Genomic DNA, 16,287 nt, shown 5'->3' with positions numbered 1-16,287 from the left:
TGATTTACTCGCGGTCGCTATTCAAGGTCGTCGTGGGCGACAAGGCGGCGGGCCGCCTCCGTGATCGTGCCAGACAGCGACGGGTAGACCGCGAAGGAATCCGCCAGCTGGTTCACCGTGAGCTGGTTGGTCACCGCCACGGCGATGGGCAGGATGAGCTCGGACGCAGTCGGAGCGACGATGACGCCGCCGATGACACGGCCGGAGGTAGCGCGGCAGAAGAGCTTAACGAAGCCATGCTGCAGGGAGCGCATCTTGGCACGTGGGTTGGTGTTCAGCGGCATCATGACGGTGCGGGCAGCGACCTCACCGGCCTCAATCTCTGCCTGGGTGAAGCCCACGGCAGCGATCTCTGGGCGGGTAAACACGGCGGTTGCCACGGTCTTCAAGCGCAGCGGGGACACACCCTCACCCAGGGAGTGGTACATGGCGATGCGGCCCTGCATTGCCGCAACGGAAGCCAGCGGGAACAGATCGGAGCAATCACCGGCGGCATAGATGCCGGCGACGTTGGTGCGGGAGACACGGTCAACCTCAATGTGGCCGGACGGCGTGGTGGCCACACCAACGTGCTCCAAGCCGAGGTTTTTGGTGTTCGGGATGGAACCAATGGACATGATGACGTGGGAACCGTGGATCTCGCGGCCATCCTGAGTCTTGACCACGACGTTGCCGTCTTCTGTGCGGGAGACGGTCTCCACGCGGCAGTTCTTTTCCAGCTCCACGCCGCGCTCAGCCAGGACGGTCTCGAGGACGTCGGCAGCGTCGGCGTCGTCGTGCGGCAGAATGCGGTCGCGGGACGCCACCATGGTCACGCGCACGCCCATCTCCGCGAAGGCGGACACGAACTCCGCACCAGTCACACCGGAGCCGACCACGATGAGGTGCTCCGGCTCCTCCTTGAGGTCATAGACCTGCTGCCAGGTGAGGATGCGCTCGCCGTCCGGCTGCGCGCCCGGCAGAATGCGCGGGGTGGCACCGGTAGCAACGAGGACGAGGTCCGCGTCGAGGGTCTCAGTGGTGCCATCAGTGTGGGTGACATCGATCTTGTGCGCTGCCCCCTTCACACCGTGCTGATCCTCGGAGAAGGCAGCGCGCCCATCGATGACCTTGACGCCGATCTTCTCTAGGCCCGCACGGACGTCACGGGACTGGTTAGCAGCCAGCGCCTGCACACGGCCGTTGAGGGCCTCCAGGCTCAGCTGCAGCGAGCCGAGCTGGTGGTTCAGGCCCATATCATCCGCGCGGCGGAAGTCGGTGCGAATGTTGGCGCCAGCGATGAAAGACTTCGAGGGCACGCAGTCCAAGAGAACGGAGGAGCCACCCGGGCCCTGTTCCTCAACCAACGTAATGTGCGCGCCGTACTTGGCGCCGGCGGTCGCAGCCTCGTAGCCTGCGGGGCCACCGCCGATAATTACGATGCGGGGGGCTTCCTGTGACACTGTCGCTCCTTTTTAAAATTCTGCCTATAAGAACTCTGGGAAATCCTTGTCACAGTGTAGTGCTTAGGCGCTTAATCCTCCACGTTGGCGAACTGTTCTGCTACGGAACCAAAGAGTTTGACACCCACGCCGATGGCCCGCTCATCAGGCGCCAAATCCCCCATGTGGAGATCATGCTGCTCTCCTTCACCAGACCAGCAGCCCAAACGGGCCATGGAGCCGGGAACCTTCTCTAGGTACCAGGAGAAATCCTCGCCGCCCGAGGACTGCGGCGCCTGGACCACGGCTTGCGGGTCGATTGCCTGGGCAGCGCTGGCGAGGAGGGCGGTAGAGACGTCGTCGTTAAGCACGGGCGGAACCCCACGGTGATAGACCAACTCATGTTCCACGCCCAAGGGCGCTAGCACCTGCTCGACGAGCTCGGAGAAGAGCTGCTGCATGTCGCGCCAAATGCCAATGTCCGCCGTGCGCATCGTGCCGGATACAGAACCGGTCTCGGGTATCGCGTTCGGGGCATAACCCGAATTCACCTGGCCAAACACCAAAACGGTGCCGGTGCGCGGATCGACGCGGCGCGAGAGCAAGCCCGGCAGGTCCGTCAGCAGCTTGCCCAGGGCATAGACGACGTCTGCCGACAAGTGCGGGCGCGAGGTGTGCCCGCCCGGGCCGGAGACGTTGATTTCCACGACATCGGTGGCCGAGGTGATCGCCCCGGCGCGGACGCCGATGCGCCCGACGCGCAGCTTCGGTTCCACGTGGACGGCGAAGATGGAGTTCACACCTTCGAGCGCGCCCCACTCGATAACGTCGGTGGCACCGCCCACCCACACCTCTTCAGCGGGCTGGAAGATAACGCGAACACCGAAATCCAGCGGATGCTCGCGGTTGAGGTCCGCCAAGGCGCAGGCCGTAGCAAGGGCGATGGTGGTGTGCATGTCGTGCCCACACGCATGCATGACGCCGGGCACCTCGGAGGTGTATTCGAGGCCGGTGACCTCAGTGACGGGAAGCGCGTCGATGTCGGCGCGGAAGGCCAGGCGCCCGAGTTCCGTATCGGGACCAATGTCCACCATGAGGCCGGTTTCGGGGAAAAGCTGCGGCTCCAAGCCGTACTCGCGCAGGGTGCGGGACAAGAAGCGGGTGGTTTCCACCTCGTTATTGGAGGTCTCCGGGTGGCGGTGGATATGGCGGCGCCACGCGATGACCTCCGCGCGGTGGTTGCTGAACCACTCACTGACGTAGTCCGAGATCACTGCTTCCTCCTCCGTGGTTTCCTATTGGGAAGAGTCTACAACTAGACCATGCGGTTCAGTTAGTCGGGCAGGTCACACGCCAGATATACTGAGCGGTCTGCCCCGACCGATGGTTTCGCTACAGGTCGATATTGCGGGGACCGTAGAGGCGATCGCCGGCATCGCCAAGGCCCGGGACGATGTAGGCGTCCTCGTTGAGGGAGGGATCAATCGCTGCGGTGACCAAGCGAACTGGCAGCCCCGAGTTGGCCAGTGCATCAACGCCCGGCTGCGCGGAGACCATGCAGATTGCCGTGATGTCGGTAGCGCCGCGATCTGCCAGGAGCTTCAGGGAGTGCAGGAGGGAACCACCCGTGGCGAGCATCGGATCAACCACGAAGACACTCCGACCGCTGAGATCCTCCGGCAGAGCTTCCAGGTAAGGCACCGGCTCGTGGGTTTCTTCATCGCGTGCCATGCCAATGAAGCCCACTTGGGCATCCGGGATCATGGACAGTGCCGGATCAATCATGCCCAGGCCAGCGCGGATAATGGGCACGATGATCGGAGGGTCCTGCAGGCGAGTACCGTCGGCCGTGGCGACGGGTGTGACGCACTCAAAGTGCTCAACGGGCAGGTCGCGCGCCGCCTCATAAACAAGCATCGTGCCCAGATCTCGCAAGGCAGCGCGGAAGGCGGCATTGTCGCTGCGGGCATCGCGCATGAGGGTCAGCCGGGATGTGGCGAGGGGGTGGTCTACTACGTGGATATCCATGTCCTTCACTGTATAAGAATTGGTCGGGAACCGATCAGCGGGCGGTGAAGTCTAATAAGGCATGACTAGCTTCGATACTTTCACCATTGATACTGAACACACTCGCCGCTTAGCCCACGAACTTGCCGCTGTCTCTCAGGCCTCTCCCGCTCCTTCTCCCGAGCTACCGATAGAGCCGGTCGTGGACGGCTTTAGCAGTGCGTTCAACGCCGCCATGGAGAATCTCACAGCACGCCTTGCCCAGGTCAGGGCCGATGCCGGGGCGGTGGCAGAGTCCAGCTTCCGCATGGCGCGGGAAGCCGAGGAGACCGATAGTGCCCTCGCGAGCGCGTGTGGAGGTCTGTGATGTTGGAATCAGCGATAGCTCAGATTGCGCGGATGCAGCCGGCGCAGCTTCCCGACGTCTCCCTGCCCACTGTGCCCGATCTCACTGCCGCGGGACCCCTCGCGGAGATAGCGCACGGTGATCCGCGAACGCTGTTGGACACCGCCCGCCAAGCCACGGAGGATCTTTCCACGGCCCGCTCCGCTCTGAATTCCGCGCGCGGGCTGATTTCAGCGGCCGTCAGGGAACTCATCGGACTGGGCTTCGAGCTAATCCAGCGCGGGTTACCTATAGCTCTGGGGCTGCTCATTCCGAACCCGGCGGCACAGGCCGCCGCGCGCTCAGCTTTGCAGGCTCTCGCTATGGAGTACGTCGGCAAGGCACTGCAGCGCTTGAAGCACTTAGCCGGCGAGCTCCTGCAGGCGGCGGCTCCCCTCGTTCCCATCGGTCAGCGCGCGGTCCAACCTTCGGTGCGCGGCCCCCAAGAAGAAAACACGGCGCGCCACGCGCTCGTCGCCCCGGCGGCGGAGAACGGGGCAACCACGCAGGGACAGGCCGCAGCACAAGCAGCACTATCCCAAGTGGGGACTCCTTATGGCTGGGGCGGAACCGGCAACGGTAGTTTCGACTGCTCAGGACTCACCCAATGGGCCTGGAGACAGGCCGGCGTGGAACTGCCACGCACCGCTGAAAGCCAGACCGTGGGCCGACAGGTCAGCGCGGAGGAGCTGCAACCCGGTGACCTCATCGTGTGGGATGGGCACGTGGCTATGTACTCCGGCGACGGGCAGATGGTGGAGGCCGGAAGCCCCGTACAAACCAATCCATTGCGCACCAACAACATGGGGATGGCTTTCAAAGGCTTCTGGAGGCCCACAGGGTAGACTGTTTCCCCATGAACACCCGCGCTATTGTCCCTATCCAACTCTCCCTTTCCGAGGGCGATTTTTATACCCTATGGGCGCCAAAGTGGCGCCAGAACGGCTCCGAGTGGCAGGCCTTTCTTGGTGATGACGAGTCTGTCCTGCTCTTTAAAACGGAAGCCGAGATGCTGTGCTTCCTCGAGTCGAGGACGAAGCATGACTTGCTCGATCACCCCAAGTGGGAAGTGTTCAACTCCCAAGCGGCGGACCGCGTGGTTCCTGAAAAGAAGCACGTGTACGACCTCGTCGGCATGCCGAAGTACCTCGCCGGCCGCCCGAGCCACGAGAACGTCTCCACGGTCGCGCGTTGCTTGGAGATTGCGCACTCGCTGGCAGAGGTCAGCGGCGCCGAGCACACCGTCATCTTCTTCGCTTCGCACTCCATCCTGCGCAACCCTGCCCGCGGTGCCGATCACTACGCCGGCGACCAGGGCATGAGCGAGTGGTCCGGCGTGGGCCGCGTTATCCACAGCAACTGGCGCGCAGTGATCGAAGACCTCGACAAGGTGGTCAAGGTCGTTCCTTCTTCTGATTTCACCCAGGATGCAACCACGAGCGCCGCCACCCGCATTTCCTCCGCCACCGAAGCGGCGGAGGAAGCACGCAAAAAGGCCGAAGAAGAGCGCAAGGCCGCCGCACAATCGGCAGATCCTTATGACAGCTCCCCGTGGGCAGCCGCAGGCATCGACCCGGTAAAGATCACCGCCGACCAAAGGACTGTCTACACCCTGCGCACCTACCTCGACGGCAAGCCGGTGTTCCTGGGCAAGTGGGGCGAGATTTTTACCTTCCCCAGCTCCAAGGTGCTCGTGCGCTGGATCATGGAAAATGACGACCACGACTTGGCCAAGGTCTCCACTTGGGAGGAGGTCGTTGCCGCGGCGAACGCTGGTGAGCTGGAAGTCACGGTCCACCCGGATAACCAGTACAACTTCAACGGCATCGTGCGTGACATTGAAAAGGGCCCGGAGGCGGTCGATACGGATCAGATGGGTCGCTGCTACGAGGTCTGCGCTGATGCCGCCGACTGGTCCGGGGATGACTCCATCAACTCCTACATGCTGCAGAACCCGCGATTCCAGGACTACCTGGGCTACATGCTCGGCTCCACCGAGCACGCAGGCTACGTTCCCTCCAAGCCCTACACCGAGCACGCGGAGTCCTGGAAGGGCCTAGAGGAGATGCTGACGAAGCGCTTCTCCCGCTTTTAGTTTCTAGTCGGAGGACTCAGTCTCTTCTTCCGTTTCTTCTTCTGTCTCGGAAGCGTCCTCCGCGAATTCCGGATCCGCCAGTTCCTCATAGGCGGGCAGAATCTCCTGCTCGATGAGGCGCTGGCGGTCCTCTTCGCTGGCAAAAGAGTTCTCAATCGCCTTGATGGTGAGGTCGAAGAACTCCTCCAGCCCGTAGCCAAAGGTCTCGCTCAGGGCCAAGAAGACGTCGCTGAGCTTCTCCCCCGCCACCGTGCAGGTAAAGCCGAGCTGCTGCAGCAGCGGCAGAGGGTGATCCGCCAACTCCTCTGCGGGCAGCTCCTCCAGCGGCGCGAAGGTCAGCGCGATGCGGCGATCCCGCACCCACGCAGAGGCCTTGCCTGGGCGAACGCCGTCGAGATCCGCGCTGAAGTCATCGACGAGATCGGTGGCATGCACCAAGCGCGTCACACCCGCCTGCACTGCGGCCACGGCATCCTCATAAGAATCGACATCCCGCTCCCACGGAATGAAATCCGCGCGGAGTTTCTCAGCCGCAGACAGCTCGGTCAGCGCCACGCCTACCGCGGCCTCGCTGGCATCGCCCTCGACGATGATCCGGGCATCGATTCCAGGAACGTCCAGTCCTTCCTGCGCGGCGGCGAGCGCCTCGGCGGCACCAAAGGAGAAGGCGCTGGGGCGCAGGCGGAGCTCGGCGTAGACCACGTGGTCGTCGGCAAGCGCTTGTACAACAGCGTGCGTGGCCGCGCGGAGCTCGTCCGGGGTCGAAGCATCCGTGGGCAGCGGCGCGAAGAGCGTCACCTTGGGCAGGCCGGCGAAAATCTCGGCGCCGGAGTCTTTGTTTTCGGGACTAATCAGAGGTGCGTCATGCATGAGGTTCATCCTAGGACGGGGTCTAGGATTAAGCACGCTATGAAACATGTCCCCGCGATCCTGACTGCCCTCGCCTTAGCCGCGACGCCGCCGGCATTTGCAGAGGAGGAAGAGTCAACGTCGCCCACGCGCACCACCGCGCCGGATACCGACTCTTGCCCGCACTCCCTCGTTCCTGAGGAGCCAACGACCACGTCCGAGCGTCTCTCCCCCGGCCAAGTCGCGCCCACTCCCCTGCCCGCTGTTGAGGGTGCTGCCTGCGGCGTGACCGCTCCGCGCGGTTTTCGGGTCAATAAGGACGTGGTGGCGTCGGCGTGGATGGTCAGTGACCTGGACACCGGCGAAATCATCGCCATGAAGGACCCCAATGGGCGCTACCGCCCCGCCTCCATCATCAAGGCGCTGCTGGCGCTCGTGGTCATCGAGGAACTCCCCCTCGACCAGCGCATCACCGCCACGCTTGACGACGCCTCCATCGAGGGCTCCGCCGTCGGCCTCGGCCCCGATGGTATCTACACCGTGGAGCAGCTTCTGCAGGGCCTTCTCATGGCCTCCGGCAACGACGCCGCACACGCCCTCGCGCAGGCTGTTGGCGGGGACGATGAAGCATTGGCAAAGGTCAATGCGAAGGCACAGGAGATTGGCACGCGCTCGACAGTGGCGGCGAGCTACTCCGGGCTGGACGCGGCGGGTATGTCGACCTCCGCGGCGGATATCTCGCTGATTTACCGCGCGGCTTTTGCCAACGACACCTTTGCGCGCATCGTCGACACCGAGCACGTGGAGTTTCCCGGCTGGGGTGACATGCCTGGCTATGAGCTGTGGAACGACAATGGGCTGTTCCTCAACGACCCGGATGGCATCGGCGGCAAGACGGGCTATACCGAGGACGCACACCATACCTTCGTCGGCGCGATCAACCGCGATGGGCGCCGCCTCCAGGCGGTTCTCCTCGATACGACCGTCGAGCATGGGTTCCGCGCCTGGGAGCAGGCGCAGATGCTTCTCGACGAAGCCTCCGACGTCCGCTCTGGCGATGGCGTCGGGCACTTAGATGACTTCGCAGCCGGAAAGGAAGAGCCTGCGGAGTCTGCGGTTACGAGCCCGGCTCCCACCACCCCGGCTGCGCCCGCCAGCGCGGAGGCGGCTGCGGAGTCTTCGTCCTTCGAAGGCTCGCAGGGCTGGATTGGCTGGATGGTGGCGGGGCTCGTCGCGCTCCTCGTGGTAGTAGTTGCTACTTTTTCACTACTTCGGCGTTAGCCATGATGTCGTGCTGGCCGCGTAGATTGTTCTTGGCCCCAATCGTGGTCACCACGTAGAGGGCACCAAAAAAGGCGATCAGCGGCCCAATGAGCGGCACGAGGGAGGCCACGCGCCACCAATTGCGCCTGATGCTCTGCTGCCAGGTGAGCTTCTCGTGGGTCGTCATATCGCGCACGGTATACCCGGCAATCATCTTCGCAGGTGTTGCCCCGGCGAGGACCTCGAAACAGATGTAGTAAGCCACCGTGAAGATGCTGGAGATGCTGACGATCCACACCGAATTATCATCCGGGTTGGTAAAGCCAAAGCCGACGATGAAGGACACCACGAGGGCCGCGAGGAAGTAGTCAATGACGGCCATGAGCACGCGGTTGCCGGGAGAGGCGCGCCGCGCATCATCGCGGGGCGGAGTTGACGTTGGGGCGTGCGTGCTCTCATCCCACCGGCCGGTATTCGCGTACTCCTCCAGCTGCGCCCACGTGAGCTGGGCGCCGGACTCGACCTTTTGGTCATAGCTTGCGCGGGAAGCGGGCTCGCACAGAATGCGGGAGGCAACGGCAAGCTCCTCGCGCTCTGGGGCTTCGGGGAGGTAGCCGAGGCCTTCGAGGTGAGCGTCGGCAGCCGCCAACTGCACGCCCAGTTCTCGTGAGGTCGCGCGTGAATCGAGGCTGAAGTGCTCGTAAAGGTTCGGGGCAAAAGACGCTGGTAGCATCCCCACCCTACTTTCGGCGCAGCAGGGCCCAGGCACCAGCTGCGGCTGCGCCCAGGGCGGCACCGGCGCCCAGGGTTACGCCCGGGTTCGGGCCCTGGCGGATCTCGTTGCGGACGCGGATGACAGCCTGGTCTGGGACGGGCGGTACCAGCAGCTCGAGGGACTCTTCAGTGGTGGCCGTCCATGCGGAGACATACAGGACGACGCGCCAGACCAAGTACATGACCACCATGAGGACAATGACGGGACCGAACACGGCGCCTGCCGGGTTGCCCGCCGCGGAGGACATGATGACGGTGGACAGCTGCTTGATTACCTCAAAGAGCACCGCACCAATGGCCGCGCCCATCAGTCCCGACTTGGTGGGCACCTTGGTGCGCGGCAGGAAGGCCACCATCCACCAGAAGACGAGGAAGTTGGCGATAAGACCGATCACGATGCCGGCAACAACCAGCACTGCGCCCATGCCGGGGAAGGACTCGATGCCAACCCACTCGAAGATCTTCTGGGTCAGGCCCGAGGAACCCGCCGCCGTCACACCGAAGGCGATAACCATGGCCACGAGCAGGCCAATGAGGCCCAGCAGGTCGCTGAGCTTCTTGGTCACAAAGTTGCCCGGGGCGTCAGTCGGATCCTGCATCCACATCGCCGAAATGCCGATGCGCAGGTTGTTCATCCAGCCCAGCCCGGACCACAGGGTGGTCAGGCCACCGATGCCGTACATCGCGCCGCGCTGTTCAATCGCGGTATGCAGAATCTGCGTAATCGAATCCCCCAGATCGCCAGACACGGAGTTCGCGATCTGCTCCTCCAGTTGCTGCATGAGATCGGGGCGATTGGCCAACACGGTGGCGATGGCTGCCACCGTGAGCATGAAGATGGGGAAGATAGCCAGAACCGAGAAATACGTAATTCCGGCCGCGAACTGGTTTCCGCCCTGGCTGCCGTAGCGGTCCAGCATCTTCATAATGTGGTTGATAAAACCGGACTTCTCGCGGACTTTATCTACCGCGCCCGGCTCATCGGCATTAGCACGCTCGATGCCGTAGTCATCGGTCTTCTTCTCATCGGGTTGAGTCGTTGGCGCCACAGGCTTTCCCCTTTTTATGAATTACAGAAATAAGTTACAGAGTCCTCTACACAGTCTTCATCATGCTAACCAACTCAGCCGCGGCGCGCGGGGAGGAAGCCCACCGCCTCGTAAACCTTGTCCACGAGCGGGGAGGCGATCTCCGTGGCGCGCTCGGCACCCTGGGCCAAGATGCGCTCGAGCTCGCCGCGGTCTTCCATGAGCTCGTCGTAGCGTGCCTTCAGCGGAGTGGTGAAGGCCTCAAGCGCTTCTGCTGTGTCCACCTTCAGGTGGCCATAGCCCTGGCCCGCGTACTTGTCCACGAGGTTCGGGATGCTCTCACCGGTCAGCGCAGACTGGATAGCCAGCAGGTTGGACACGCCGGGCTGCTTCTCGCGGTCGAAGGCCACCACGCCGAGGTCATCGGTCACCGCGGACTTAATGCGCTTAGCGGAGGTCTTAGGAGCATCGAGCAGGTTCACGATGCCCTTCGGGTTTGCGCCCGACTTCGACATCTTGGACGTCGGCTCCTGCAGGTCATAAATCTTGGCTGAGCCCTCCGGAATGAAGGCCTCTGGCACGCGGAAGACCTCGCCGTATTTGTTGTTGAAGCGCTCCGCCAGGTTGCGAGTGAGCTCGAGGTGCTGGCGCTGGTCCTCCCCCACCGGCACATAGTGCGGGGAATACAGGAGGATATCCGCGGCCATCAGGACGGGGTAGGTAAACAGTCCCACGGACGTGCGGTCCTGGCCTTGCTTGAGGGACTTGTCCTTGAACTGGGTCATGCGGGAGGCCTCACCGAAGCCGGTCAGGCACTGCAAAACCCACGTCAGCTCCGCGTGCGCGGGGACGTGGGATTGTACGAAGAGGGTCGATTTCGCCGGATCGATGCCCAATGCGATGAGCTGCGCGGCGCCCGCCACGGTGCGGTGGCGCAGCTCCTCCGGGTTCTGCTCCACCGTGATGGCGTGCAGGTCCGGGATGAAGTAAAAGGCCTCGTGCGAGTCTTGCAGGTCAATCCACTGCTTGAGCGCACCGAGGTAGTTACCGAGGTGGTAGGAGTCCGCCGTGGGCTGAATACCAGAGAGGACTCGAGAAGCGGAGGTCGATGCAGAAGTGGAGTCAGTCATGGTTGACTACTCTACTCTGCCGCCTCCGCTGGGGCGGCGCTGCGTCGGTTAAATCTTGCGGGAGGTCGGGCTAATAACGTCCATCATGACGGCGAAACCGGCCACCATGAACGCGCCGCCAACACCCTGGAGGACGATCGGGCCAAGGAAGGCAAAGGACGGTCCGACGATGGTCCACCACCAGATACCCAGGGCAAGCAGAATAGCGCCGAGGACAAAGTAGATGATTGCGCGGGTCATGAGCATCTCCTGCGAAATAGAAAAGGACGTTAAGACGGGATTATCGTACCACTACTTGGATTCGGCTACTTGTACTCCACCAGAAGAGGAGAGTGATCGGACCAGCGCTCCTCCACCGTCGGCGCCTTCTCCACCCACGTGCGCTGCGCGCGCTCCAGCATAGACTTCGTGGCCGCTTGATAATCGATGCGCCACCCAGCGTCGTTATTGAAAGCCTGGCCGCGGTAGGTCCACCAGGTATAGGGCCCCTCAGCCTCCGGGTGCAGGCGCCTGGCGACGTCAAACCACTGCGGGTCCGCGGCCGCCTCCCAGGCGGTCTTGGTCTCATAATCCACCACGCCGAGCCAATCCCCGAGCCCCTTCTTCTCCTGCGGCTGCGCATCCGGGAAGGAGCCAAAGACGCGATCCATGAAAGCGCGCTCCTCCGGCAGGTGGCCGGACTTCTTCTCGTTGGGCTTGTTGTTCTTCAAGTCCTGGGCGCGGTGGCAAATATTCCAGTCGCCGCCAATGACGGCCTCCGGGTAGGCCGCAGCCATCTCATCCAAGACTGAAGAAAACTCGTCCAGGAAGAGGTACTTCTCATCCTGCTTCGGCGAATCCACGTCACCGGAGGGCAGATATAAAGAGGCCACGCGCACGCCTTCCACGGTGGCGGCGATGAAGCGGCCGGATTCGACGAAGGAGCCGAAGCCCACGGAGACGTCGCCAAGCGCATGCTTCGATAAGATGCCCACGCCCGCGCGGCCTTTGGCGGCAGATTCGGCCTGCACCAGGTTCCATCCGGCTTCCAATGCCGGGGCCAGGGCCTTCTGGGTCTGCTCGGGGTTGGCGCGCACCTCCTGCATGAGGACGACGTCGGCCGGCGTGGTCTCCAACCACGCGTTCATGCCCGGGTTGTTCTCATTGCGCTGTTTGCAGGCCGCGCGGATGCCGTTGACGTTGACGGAGGCGATGGTGAAACTCATGCCGGTCAGTCTAACTCTGTTCAATAATCTTCACGGAAGGGCCCCGGCGGCGCTTGTCCCACATAGTGACGACCCAGGTGATGCAGCCGGCCACCGCCAGGCCTGCACCTGCCAGCGCGGTGGAATTATAGGAATACCCAGCGCCCACGACCGCACCGCCGATGGCCGCGCCCGCCGCATTGGCGATATTAAGGGCCGACTGGTTCAAGGCCGCCGCGAGGCTCTGCGCATCCCCCGCAACGTTGACCAGGCGAAGCTGCAGGGAGGGCACGAGAATCGAGCCGAAGAAGGCCAAGACACCAAAGGCAATCGTGCCCGCCCATGCGTTGTGCGCCAGGAAGTAGAAGGCCACGGACACACCGACCATGCAGACGAGAGCAAAGATGATGCCGAATTCCAGGTTTCGGTCCGCCAGCGCACCGCCGGCGACGTTGCCGACAGTCATACCGATGCCATAGGCCATGAGCACAATCCACGTGTGGCTCGGGTCCATGCCGGCGACCTCCGTCATGGTCCACGTGATGTAGGTATAAACGGCGAACATGCCGCCGAAGCCAACGGTGCCGAGGAATACGGTGAGCAGGACCTGGCTGTTTTTCAGCGCTCCGAGCTCGGTGAACATATCCGTTTCCGGCATGCGCGTCATGTGCGGGAAGAGGAAAAAGAGCAGGACCATCGTGAGCCCCGCAATGGCCACGACCAAAAAGTACGCCGCATGCCAGCCCAATCCTTGGCCTAGGGCCTGGGCCGCGGGCACGCCGATCACGGTGGCGATGGACAGGCCCATGCCCACCATCGACATGGCAAAACCTTGGCGGCCAGGCGGCGCCATCGAGGCCGCCGCCAAATTAGCTACGGAGAAATATGCGCCATGCGGCAGACCGGCGATGAAGCGCGCCACCAGCAGGACGCCGTAATTCGGGGCCAGGGCTGTCAGCAGGTTACCCACGAGCAAGAAGGCGATGAGCAGGATGATGAGGCGGCGGCGTGGGAGCTTGCCTGTAAGTGCGGCGATGACTGGGGCGCCCACGACGACACCGAGCGCGTAGACGGAGATGACTACCGACGCCGTGTCTTCCGTAATGCCGAAATCATCCGCGATGAGCGGCAGCAGGCCCATGGAGGTGAACTCCGTGGTACCGATGGCGAAAGCACCCAGCGCCATGGCGATCATGACGATGATGCGGCGCGTCGCGGAGATTTCCGTCTGGCGTGGGACGGGGCGGCGTTGGATACGGGTATTCATCGGTTTCACGTGGGCAGACCTTAGTACTTCCCCTCCCGAGCTCGTAAGTCCAGCCGGAAAGGTTGTGCCAAGTACACAGACTTCCCCCGCTGGTGGTGCGAGTCACAGGGGGACCGGCACCGCGAGAAAATAAGACAGGTATCCTGTGAGGTTGAACAGTTTTCAACTTCTTTAGGAGAACCATGGCAAAGATTATCTGGACCCGTACCGACGAGGCGCCGTTGCTGGCGACCTACTCCTTCAAGCCCGTCGTGGAGGCCTTCGCGTCCACCGCTGGCATCGAGGTGGAAACCCGCGACATTTCCCTGGCCGGCCGCATCCTGGCCCAGTTCCCGGAGCGCCTTGGTGACAAGAAGGTCTCCGATGCCCTGGCTGAGCTCGGCGAGCTGGCCAAGACCCCGGAAGCTAACATCATTAAGCTGCCGAACATCTCCGCTTCCCTGGTGCAGCTGAAGAAGGCTATTGCTGAGCTGCAGGCAGACGGCTACGACCTTCCGGAGTACGAAGAGGCTCAGGAGAAGTACGACGCCGTCAAGGGCTCCGCTGTGAACCCGGTTCTGCGTGAGGGCAACTCCGACCGCCGTGCTCCGATTGCGGTCAAGAACTTCGCTAAGAAGAACCCGCACAAGATGGGTGCGTGGTCCGCTGATTCCAAGACCAACGTGGCCACCATGGACGCTAACGACTTCCGCCACAACGAGAAGTCCGTCATCATGCCGGAGGAGGACACCCTCTCCATCGTCCTGAAGACCGCCGAGGGCGAGCAGACCCTGCTGGAGAAGCTGCCGGTCCTCAAGGGCGAGGTCATCGACGGCACCTTCATGTCTGCCAAGGCACTCGACGAGTTCCTCGAGGCGCAGGTTGCCCGCGCTAAGGAAGAGGGCGTTCTCTTCTCCGCTCACCTCAAGGCCACCATGATGAAGGTTTCTGACCCCATCATCTTCGGCCACGTCGTGCGCGCTTTCTTCGCTGATGTCTTTGAGAAGTACGGCGAGGAGCTCGAGGCCGCTGGCCTCAATGGCGAGAACGGCCTGGGCGCTATCTACGAGGGCCTGGACAAGCTGGAGAATGGCGCTGAGATCAAGGCCGCTTTCGACGCCGCGCTGGCCGCGGGTCCGGACCTCGCCATGGTCAACTCCCACAAGGGCATTACCAACCTGCACGTTCCGTCCGACGTCATTATCGACGCCTCCATGCCGGCCATGATCCGCACCTCCGGCCACATGTGGAACAAGAACGACGAGGAGCAGGACACCCTCGCCGTCATCCCGGATTCCTCCTACGCCGGTGTCTACCAGGCCGTGATCGAGGACTGCAAGGCTAACGGCGCTTACGACCCGACCACCATGGGTACCGTCCCGAACGTCGGCCTCATGGCACAGAAGGCTGAGGAGTACGGCTCCCACAACAAGACCTTCAAGGTCCCGGCTGCGGGCACCGTCGAGGTCCGCAACTCCAAGGGCGAGGCTCTCATCTCCCACGACGTCGAGGCCGGCGACATCTGGCGCGCCTGCCAGACCAAGGACGCCCCGATCCAGGACTGGGTCAAGCTGGCTGTCAACCGTGCTCGCCTGTCCGGCATGAAGGCTATCTTCTGGCTCGACCCGGAGCGCGGCCACGACGCCAACCTCATCGAGCTGGTCAAGAAGTACCTGCAGGATCACGACACCGAGGGCCTCGACATCTCCATCGAGGACCCGGTCACCGCGACCAAGATCTCCGTCGAGCGCATCCGCAAGGGCGAGGACACCATCTCCGTCACCGGTAACGTGCTGCGTGACTACAACACCGACCTCTTCCCCATCCTCGAGCTGGGCACCTCCGCCAAGATGCTGTCCGTGGTTCCGCTCATGGCTGGCGGCGGCCTGTTCGAGACTGGTGCCGGCGGCTCCGCCCCGAAGCACGTCCAGCAGGTTCAAGAGGAGAACCACCTGCGTTGGGATTCCCTCGGTGAGTTCCTGGCTCTGGCTGAGTCCTTCCGCCACGAGCACAACACCAACGGCAACGCCAAGGCTGGCGTGCTGGCTGCTGCTCTGGACAAGGCCACCGAGACCCTGCTGGATGAGGGCAAGTCCCCGTCCCGCAAGGTCGGCGAGAACGACAACCGCGGCTCCCACTTCTTCCTGACCCTTAACTGGGCCAAGGAGCTGGCTGCACAGTCTGACGACGCCGAGCTGGCCGAGGCCTTCAAGCCGGTTGCTGAGGCCCTCGAGGCCAAGGCAGGCGAGATTGAGCAGGCGCTTCTCGACGTCCAGGGCTCCCCCGTCGACCTCGGCGGCTACTACGCCCCGAACGAGGAGAAGCTCAACGAGACCATGCGCCCGGTTGCTGCCTTCAACGACATCATTGATGGCCTGAAGAAGTAACTCTTTCTCCCGTCATGTTTCCGACCGCCGCGCGTATCCCCTCCGTAGTGGAGCGCGCGGCGCCGTCGTTTTCCTACGAAGACGTCCTTAACCACCAAGTCACCTTCGACGCCGCTGCGTGACGCGAGACATGGTCCCACCTCACGCTCTACCGGCGGTGTAACACCCCCTCCTCCTCCGATGCCATTGGGCAATTTCTCCGCTGCCTAAAATCAGGTGACTAGCGTCCCGTACAACCATGGGAGCATCAGCTACGGTCGATGCCATCCACTTTTTGAATCTGGCGCTTCTTAGAAATGAAATAGGCTGATACCCAGAGAATCGTCGTAAGTAGGGCCGTCCGGACTACCCACATCAAGTCAGCAGAGGAATACCCCACCATAAGTACCGCGCCTATCGACAAAATCCAACCAGCCAAAAATGATTTCATGCTCTCAACACCTCTACTTAGCGAGAATTGCATCCCAGTCGCAACTGGCGTAACCGTTTAGGCCACCCGCTACAACTCCGGTCGCAAT

At 62.7% G+C, this 16,287-nt stretch carries 16 protein-coding genes; 5 read left to right on the top strand and 11 right to left on the bottom strand.

Annotated features, from left to right (window positions below):
* Positions 1-17: 17 nt before the first annotated feature.
* The 3 genes from HWX44_RS09820 to upp form a co-directional block, all read right to left on the bottom strand.
* On the bottom strand, positions 18-1,442 hold the full coding sequence (locus HWX44_RS09820) for an NAD(P)H-quinone dehydrogenase (protein WP_175974420.1): 1,425 nt from the start codon (positions 1,440-1,442) through the stop codon (positions 18-20).
* A 71-nt stretch (positions 1,443-1,513) separates the two neighbouring features.
* Positions 1,514-2,695 carry a M20 family metallopeptidase gene (locus tag HWX44_RS09815; protein ID WP_070754603.1) on the bottom strand — a complete coding sequence of 394 codons (1,182 nt, stop codon included), beginning with the start codon at positions 2,693-2,695 and terminating at the stop codon, positions 1,514-1,516.
* A gap of 118 nt (positions 2,696-2,813) precedes the next feature.
* On the bottom strand, positions 2,814-3,449 hold the full coding sequence (gene upp / locus HWX44_RS09810; RefSeq protein WP_046648363.1) for a uracil phosphoribosyltransferase: 636 nt from the start codon (positions 3,447-3,449) through the stop codon (positions 2,814-2,816).
* Positions 3,450-3,510: 61 nt separating this feature from the next.
* Between upp and HWX44_RS09805 the strand changes: the two genes are divergently transcribed.
* The 3 genes from HWX44_RS09805 to HWX44_RS09795 are packed head-to-tail and all read left to right on the top strand — an operon-like array spanning position 3,511 to position 5,908.
* A complete protein-coding gene (locus HWX44_RS09805) occupies positions 3,511-3,795 on the top strand; it encodes a hypothetical protein (protein WP_046648364.1) in 285 nt (94 codons plus the stop codon).
* Positions 3,795-4,658: a C40 family peptidase gene (locus HWX44_RS09800; protein ID WP_175974418.1), complete on the top strand. Its 864-nt coding sequence runs from the start codon at positions 3,795-3,797 to the stop codon at positions 4,656-4,658. Before HWX44_RS09805 ends, HWX44_RS09800 begins: the two co-directional genes overlap by 1 nt.
* A gap of 11 nt (positions 4,659-4,669) precedes the next feature.
* A complete protein-coding gene (locus HWX44_RS09795; protein ID WP_070680443.1) occupies positions 4,670-5,908 on the top strand; it encodes a hypothetical protein in 1,239 nt (412 codons plus the stop codon).
* Between the two features lie 3 nt (positions 5,909-5,911).
* On the opposite strand, the gene HWX44_RS09790 is transcribed toward HWX44_RS09795, so the two are convergent.
* Positions 5,912-6,778, bottom strand: coding sequence for an adenosine deaminase (locus HWX44_RS09790; RefSeq protein WP_175974416.1), 867 nt, complete (start codon positions 6,776-6,778; stop codon positions 5,912-5,914).
* Between the two features lie 39 nt (positions 6,779-6,817).
* Between HWX44_RS09790 and HWX44_RS09785 the strand changes: the two genes are divergently transcribed.
* The gene (locus HWX44_RS09785; RefSeq protein ID WP_046648367.1) at positions 6,818-8,038 is read left to right on the top strand and encodes a D-alanyl-D-alanine carboxypeptidase family protein; all 1,221 of its coding nucleotides are present in this window, start codon (positions 6,818-6,820) and stop codon (positions 8,036-8,038) included.
* Here HWX44_RS09785 and HWX44_RS09780 read toward each other — a convergent pair.
* From HWX44_RS09780 to HWX44_RS09755, 6 genes are all read right to left on the bottom strand, one after another.
* The gene (locus HWX44_RS09780) at positions 8,013-8,753 is read right to left on the bottom strand and encodes an RDD family protein (protein ID WP_175974414.1); all 741 of its coding nucleotides are present in this window, start codon (positions 8,751-8,753) and stop codon (positions 8,013-8,015) included. The two genes, HWX44_RS09785 and HWX44_RS09780, sit on opposite strands and share 26 nt — an antisense overlap.
* A 7-nt stretch (positions 8,754-8,760) precedes the next feature.
* Complete coding sequence (locus HWX44_RS09775; protein ID WP_175974412.1) at positions 8,761-9,843, bottom strand: YhjD/YihY/BrkB family envelope integrity protein; 1,083 nt, start codon at positions 9,841-9,843, stop codon at positions 8,761-8,763.
* A 74-nt stretch (positions 9,844-9,917) separates the two neighbouring features.
* A complete protein-coding gene (trpS, locus tag HWX44_RS09770; protein WP_070511442.1) occupies positions 9,918-10,952 on the bottom strand; it encodes a tryptophan--tRNA ligase in 1,035 nt (344 codons plus the stop codon).
* 48 nt (positions 10,953-11,000) lie between these two features.
* Positions 11,001-11,192: a hypothetical protein gene (locus tag HWX44_RS09765; protein ID WP_049157254.1), complete on the bottom strand. Its 192-nt coding sequence runs from the start codon at positions 11,190-11,192 to the stop codon at positions 11,001-11,003.
* Between the two features lie 65 nt (positions 11,193-11,257).
* Positions 11,258-12,157, bottom strand: coding sequence for an exodeoxyribonuclease III (locus HWX44_RS09760; RefSeq protein ID WP_175974410.1), 900 nt, complete (start codon positions 12,155-12,157; stop codon positions 11,258-11,260).
* Positions 12,158-12,167: 10 nt separating this feature from the next.
* The gene (locus HWX44_RS09755) at positions 12,168-13,403 is read right to left on the bottom strand and encodes an MFS transporter (RefSeq protein ID WP_175974497.1); all 1,236 of its coding nucleotides are present in this window, start codon (positions 13,401-13,403) and stop codon (positions 12,168-12,170) included.
* Positions 13,404-13,585: 182 nt separating this feature from the next.
* On the opposite strand from HWX44_RS09755, the gene HWX44_RS09750 reads away from it, so the two are divergent.
* Positions 13,586-15,769 carry an NADP-dependent isocitrate dehydrogenase gene (locus HWX44_RS09750; protein WP_175974409.1) on the top strand — a complete coding sequence of 728 codons (2,184 nt, stop codon included), beginning with the start codon at positions 13,586-13,588 and terminating at the stop codon, positions 15,767-15,769.
* Positions 15,770-16,016: 247 nt separating this feature from the next.
* On the opposite strand, the gene HWX44_RS09745 is transcribed toward HWX44_RS09750, so the two are convergent.
* Positions 16,017-16,199 (bottom strand): hypothetical protein, encoded by a 183-nt coding sequence (locus HWX44_RS09745; RefSeq protein ID WP_046648373.1) that lies wholly within the window; start codon positions 16,197-16,199, stop codon positions 16,017-16,019.
* Between the last annotated feature and the right edge of the window lie 88 nt (positions 16,200-16,287).

It is taken from the genome of Corynebacterium sp. Marseille-Q2823, from assembly GCF_903645345.1.
Taxonomy (GTDB): Bacteria; Actinomycetota; Actinomycetes; order Mycobacteriales; family Mycobacteriaceae; genus Corynebacterium; species Corynebacterium hiratae.
This window is presented reverse-complemented; position numbering and strand designations above follow the sequence as displayed.

Bases quoted from the DNA above. Each gene is read 5' to 3' on its own strand.
- HWX44_RS09755 (WP_175974497.1), bottom strand. From the start codon at position 13,403: ATGAATACCCGTATCCAACGCCGCCCCGTCCCACGCCAGACGGAAATC.
- HWX44_RS09805 (WP_046648364.1), top strand. From the start codon at position 3,511: ATGACTAGCTTCGATACTTTCACCATTGATACTGAACACACTCGCCGC.
- HWX44_RS09795 (WP_070680443.1), top strand. From the start codon at position 4,670: ATGAACACCCGCGCTATTGTCCCTATCCAACTCTCCCTTTCCGAGGGC.
- upp (WP_046648363.1), bottom strand. From the start codon at position 3,449: ATGGATATCCACGTAGTAGACCACCCCCTCGCCACATCCCGGCTGACC.
- HWX44_RS09765 (WP_049157254.1), bottom strand. From the start codon at position 11,192: ATGACCCGCGCAATCATCTACTTTGTCCTCGGCGCTATTCTGCTTGCC.
- HWX44_RS09800 (WP_175974418.1), top strand. From the start codon at position 3,795: ATGTTGGAATCAGCGATAGCTCAGATTGCGCGGATGCAGCCGGCGCAG.
- HWX44_RS09790 (WP_175974416.1), bottom strand. From the start codon at position 6,778: ATGCATGACGCACCTCTGATTAGTCCCGAAAACAAAGACTCCGGCGCC.
- HWX44_RS09750 (WP_175974409.1), top strand. From the start codon at position 13,586: ATGGCAAAGATTATCTGGACCCGTACCGACGAGGCGCCGTTGCTGGCG.
- HWX44_RS09760 (WP_175974410.1), bottom strand. From the start codon at position 12,157: ATGAGTTTCACCATCGCCTCCGTCAACGTCAACGGCATCCGCGCGGCC.
- HWX44_RS09785 (WP_046648367.1), top strand. From the start codon at position 6,818: ATGAAACATGTCCCCGCGATCCTGACTGCCCTCGCCTTAGCCGCGACG.
- HWX44_RS09745 (WP_046648373.1), bottom strand. From the start codon at position 16,199: ATGAAATCATTTTTGGCTGGTTGGATTTTGTCGATAGGCGCGGTACTT.
- HWX44_RS09780 (WP_175974414.1), bottom strand. From the start codon at position 8,753: ATGCTACCAGCGTCTTTTGCCCCGAACCTTTACGAGCACTTCAGCCTC.
- trpS (WP_070511442.1), bottom strand. From the start codon at position 10,952: ATGACTGACTCCACTTCTGCATCGACCTCCGCTTCTCGAGTCCTCTCT.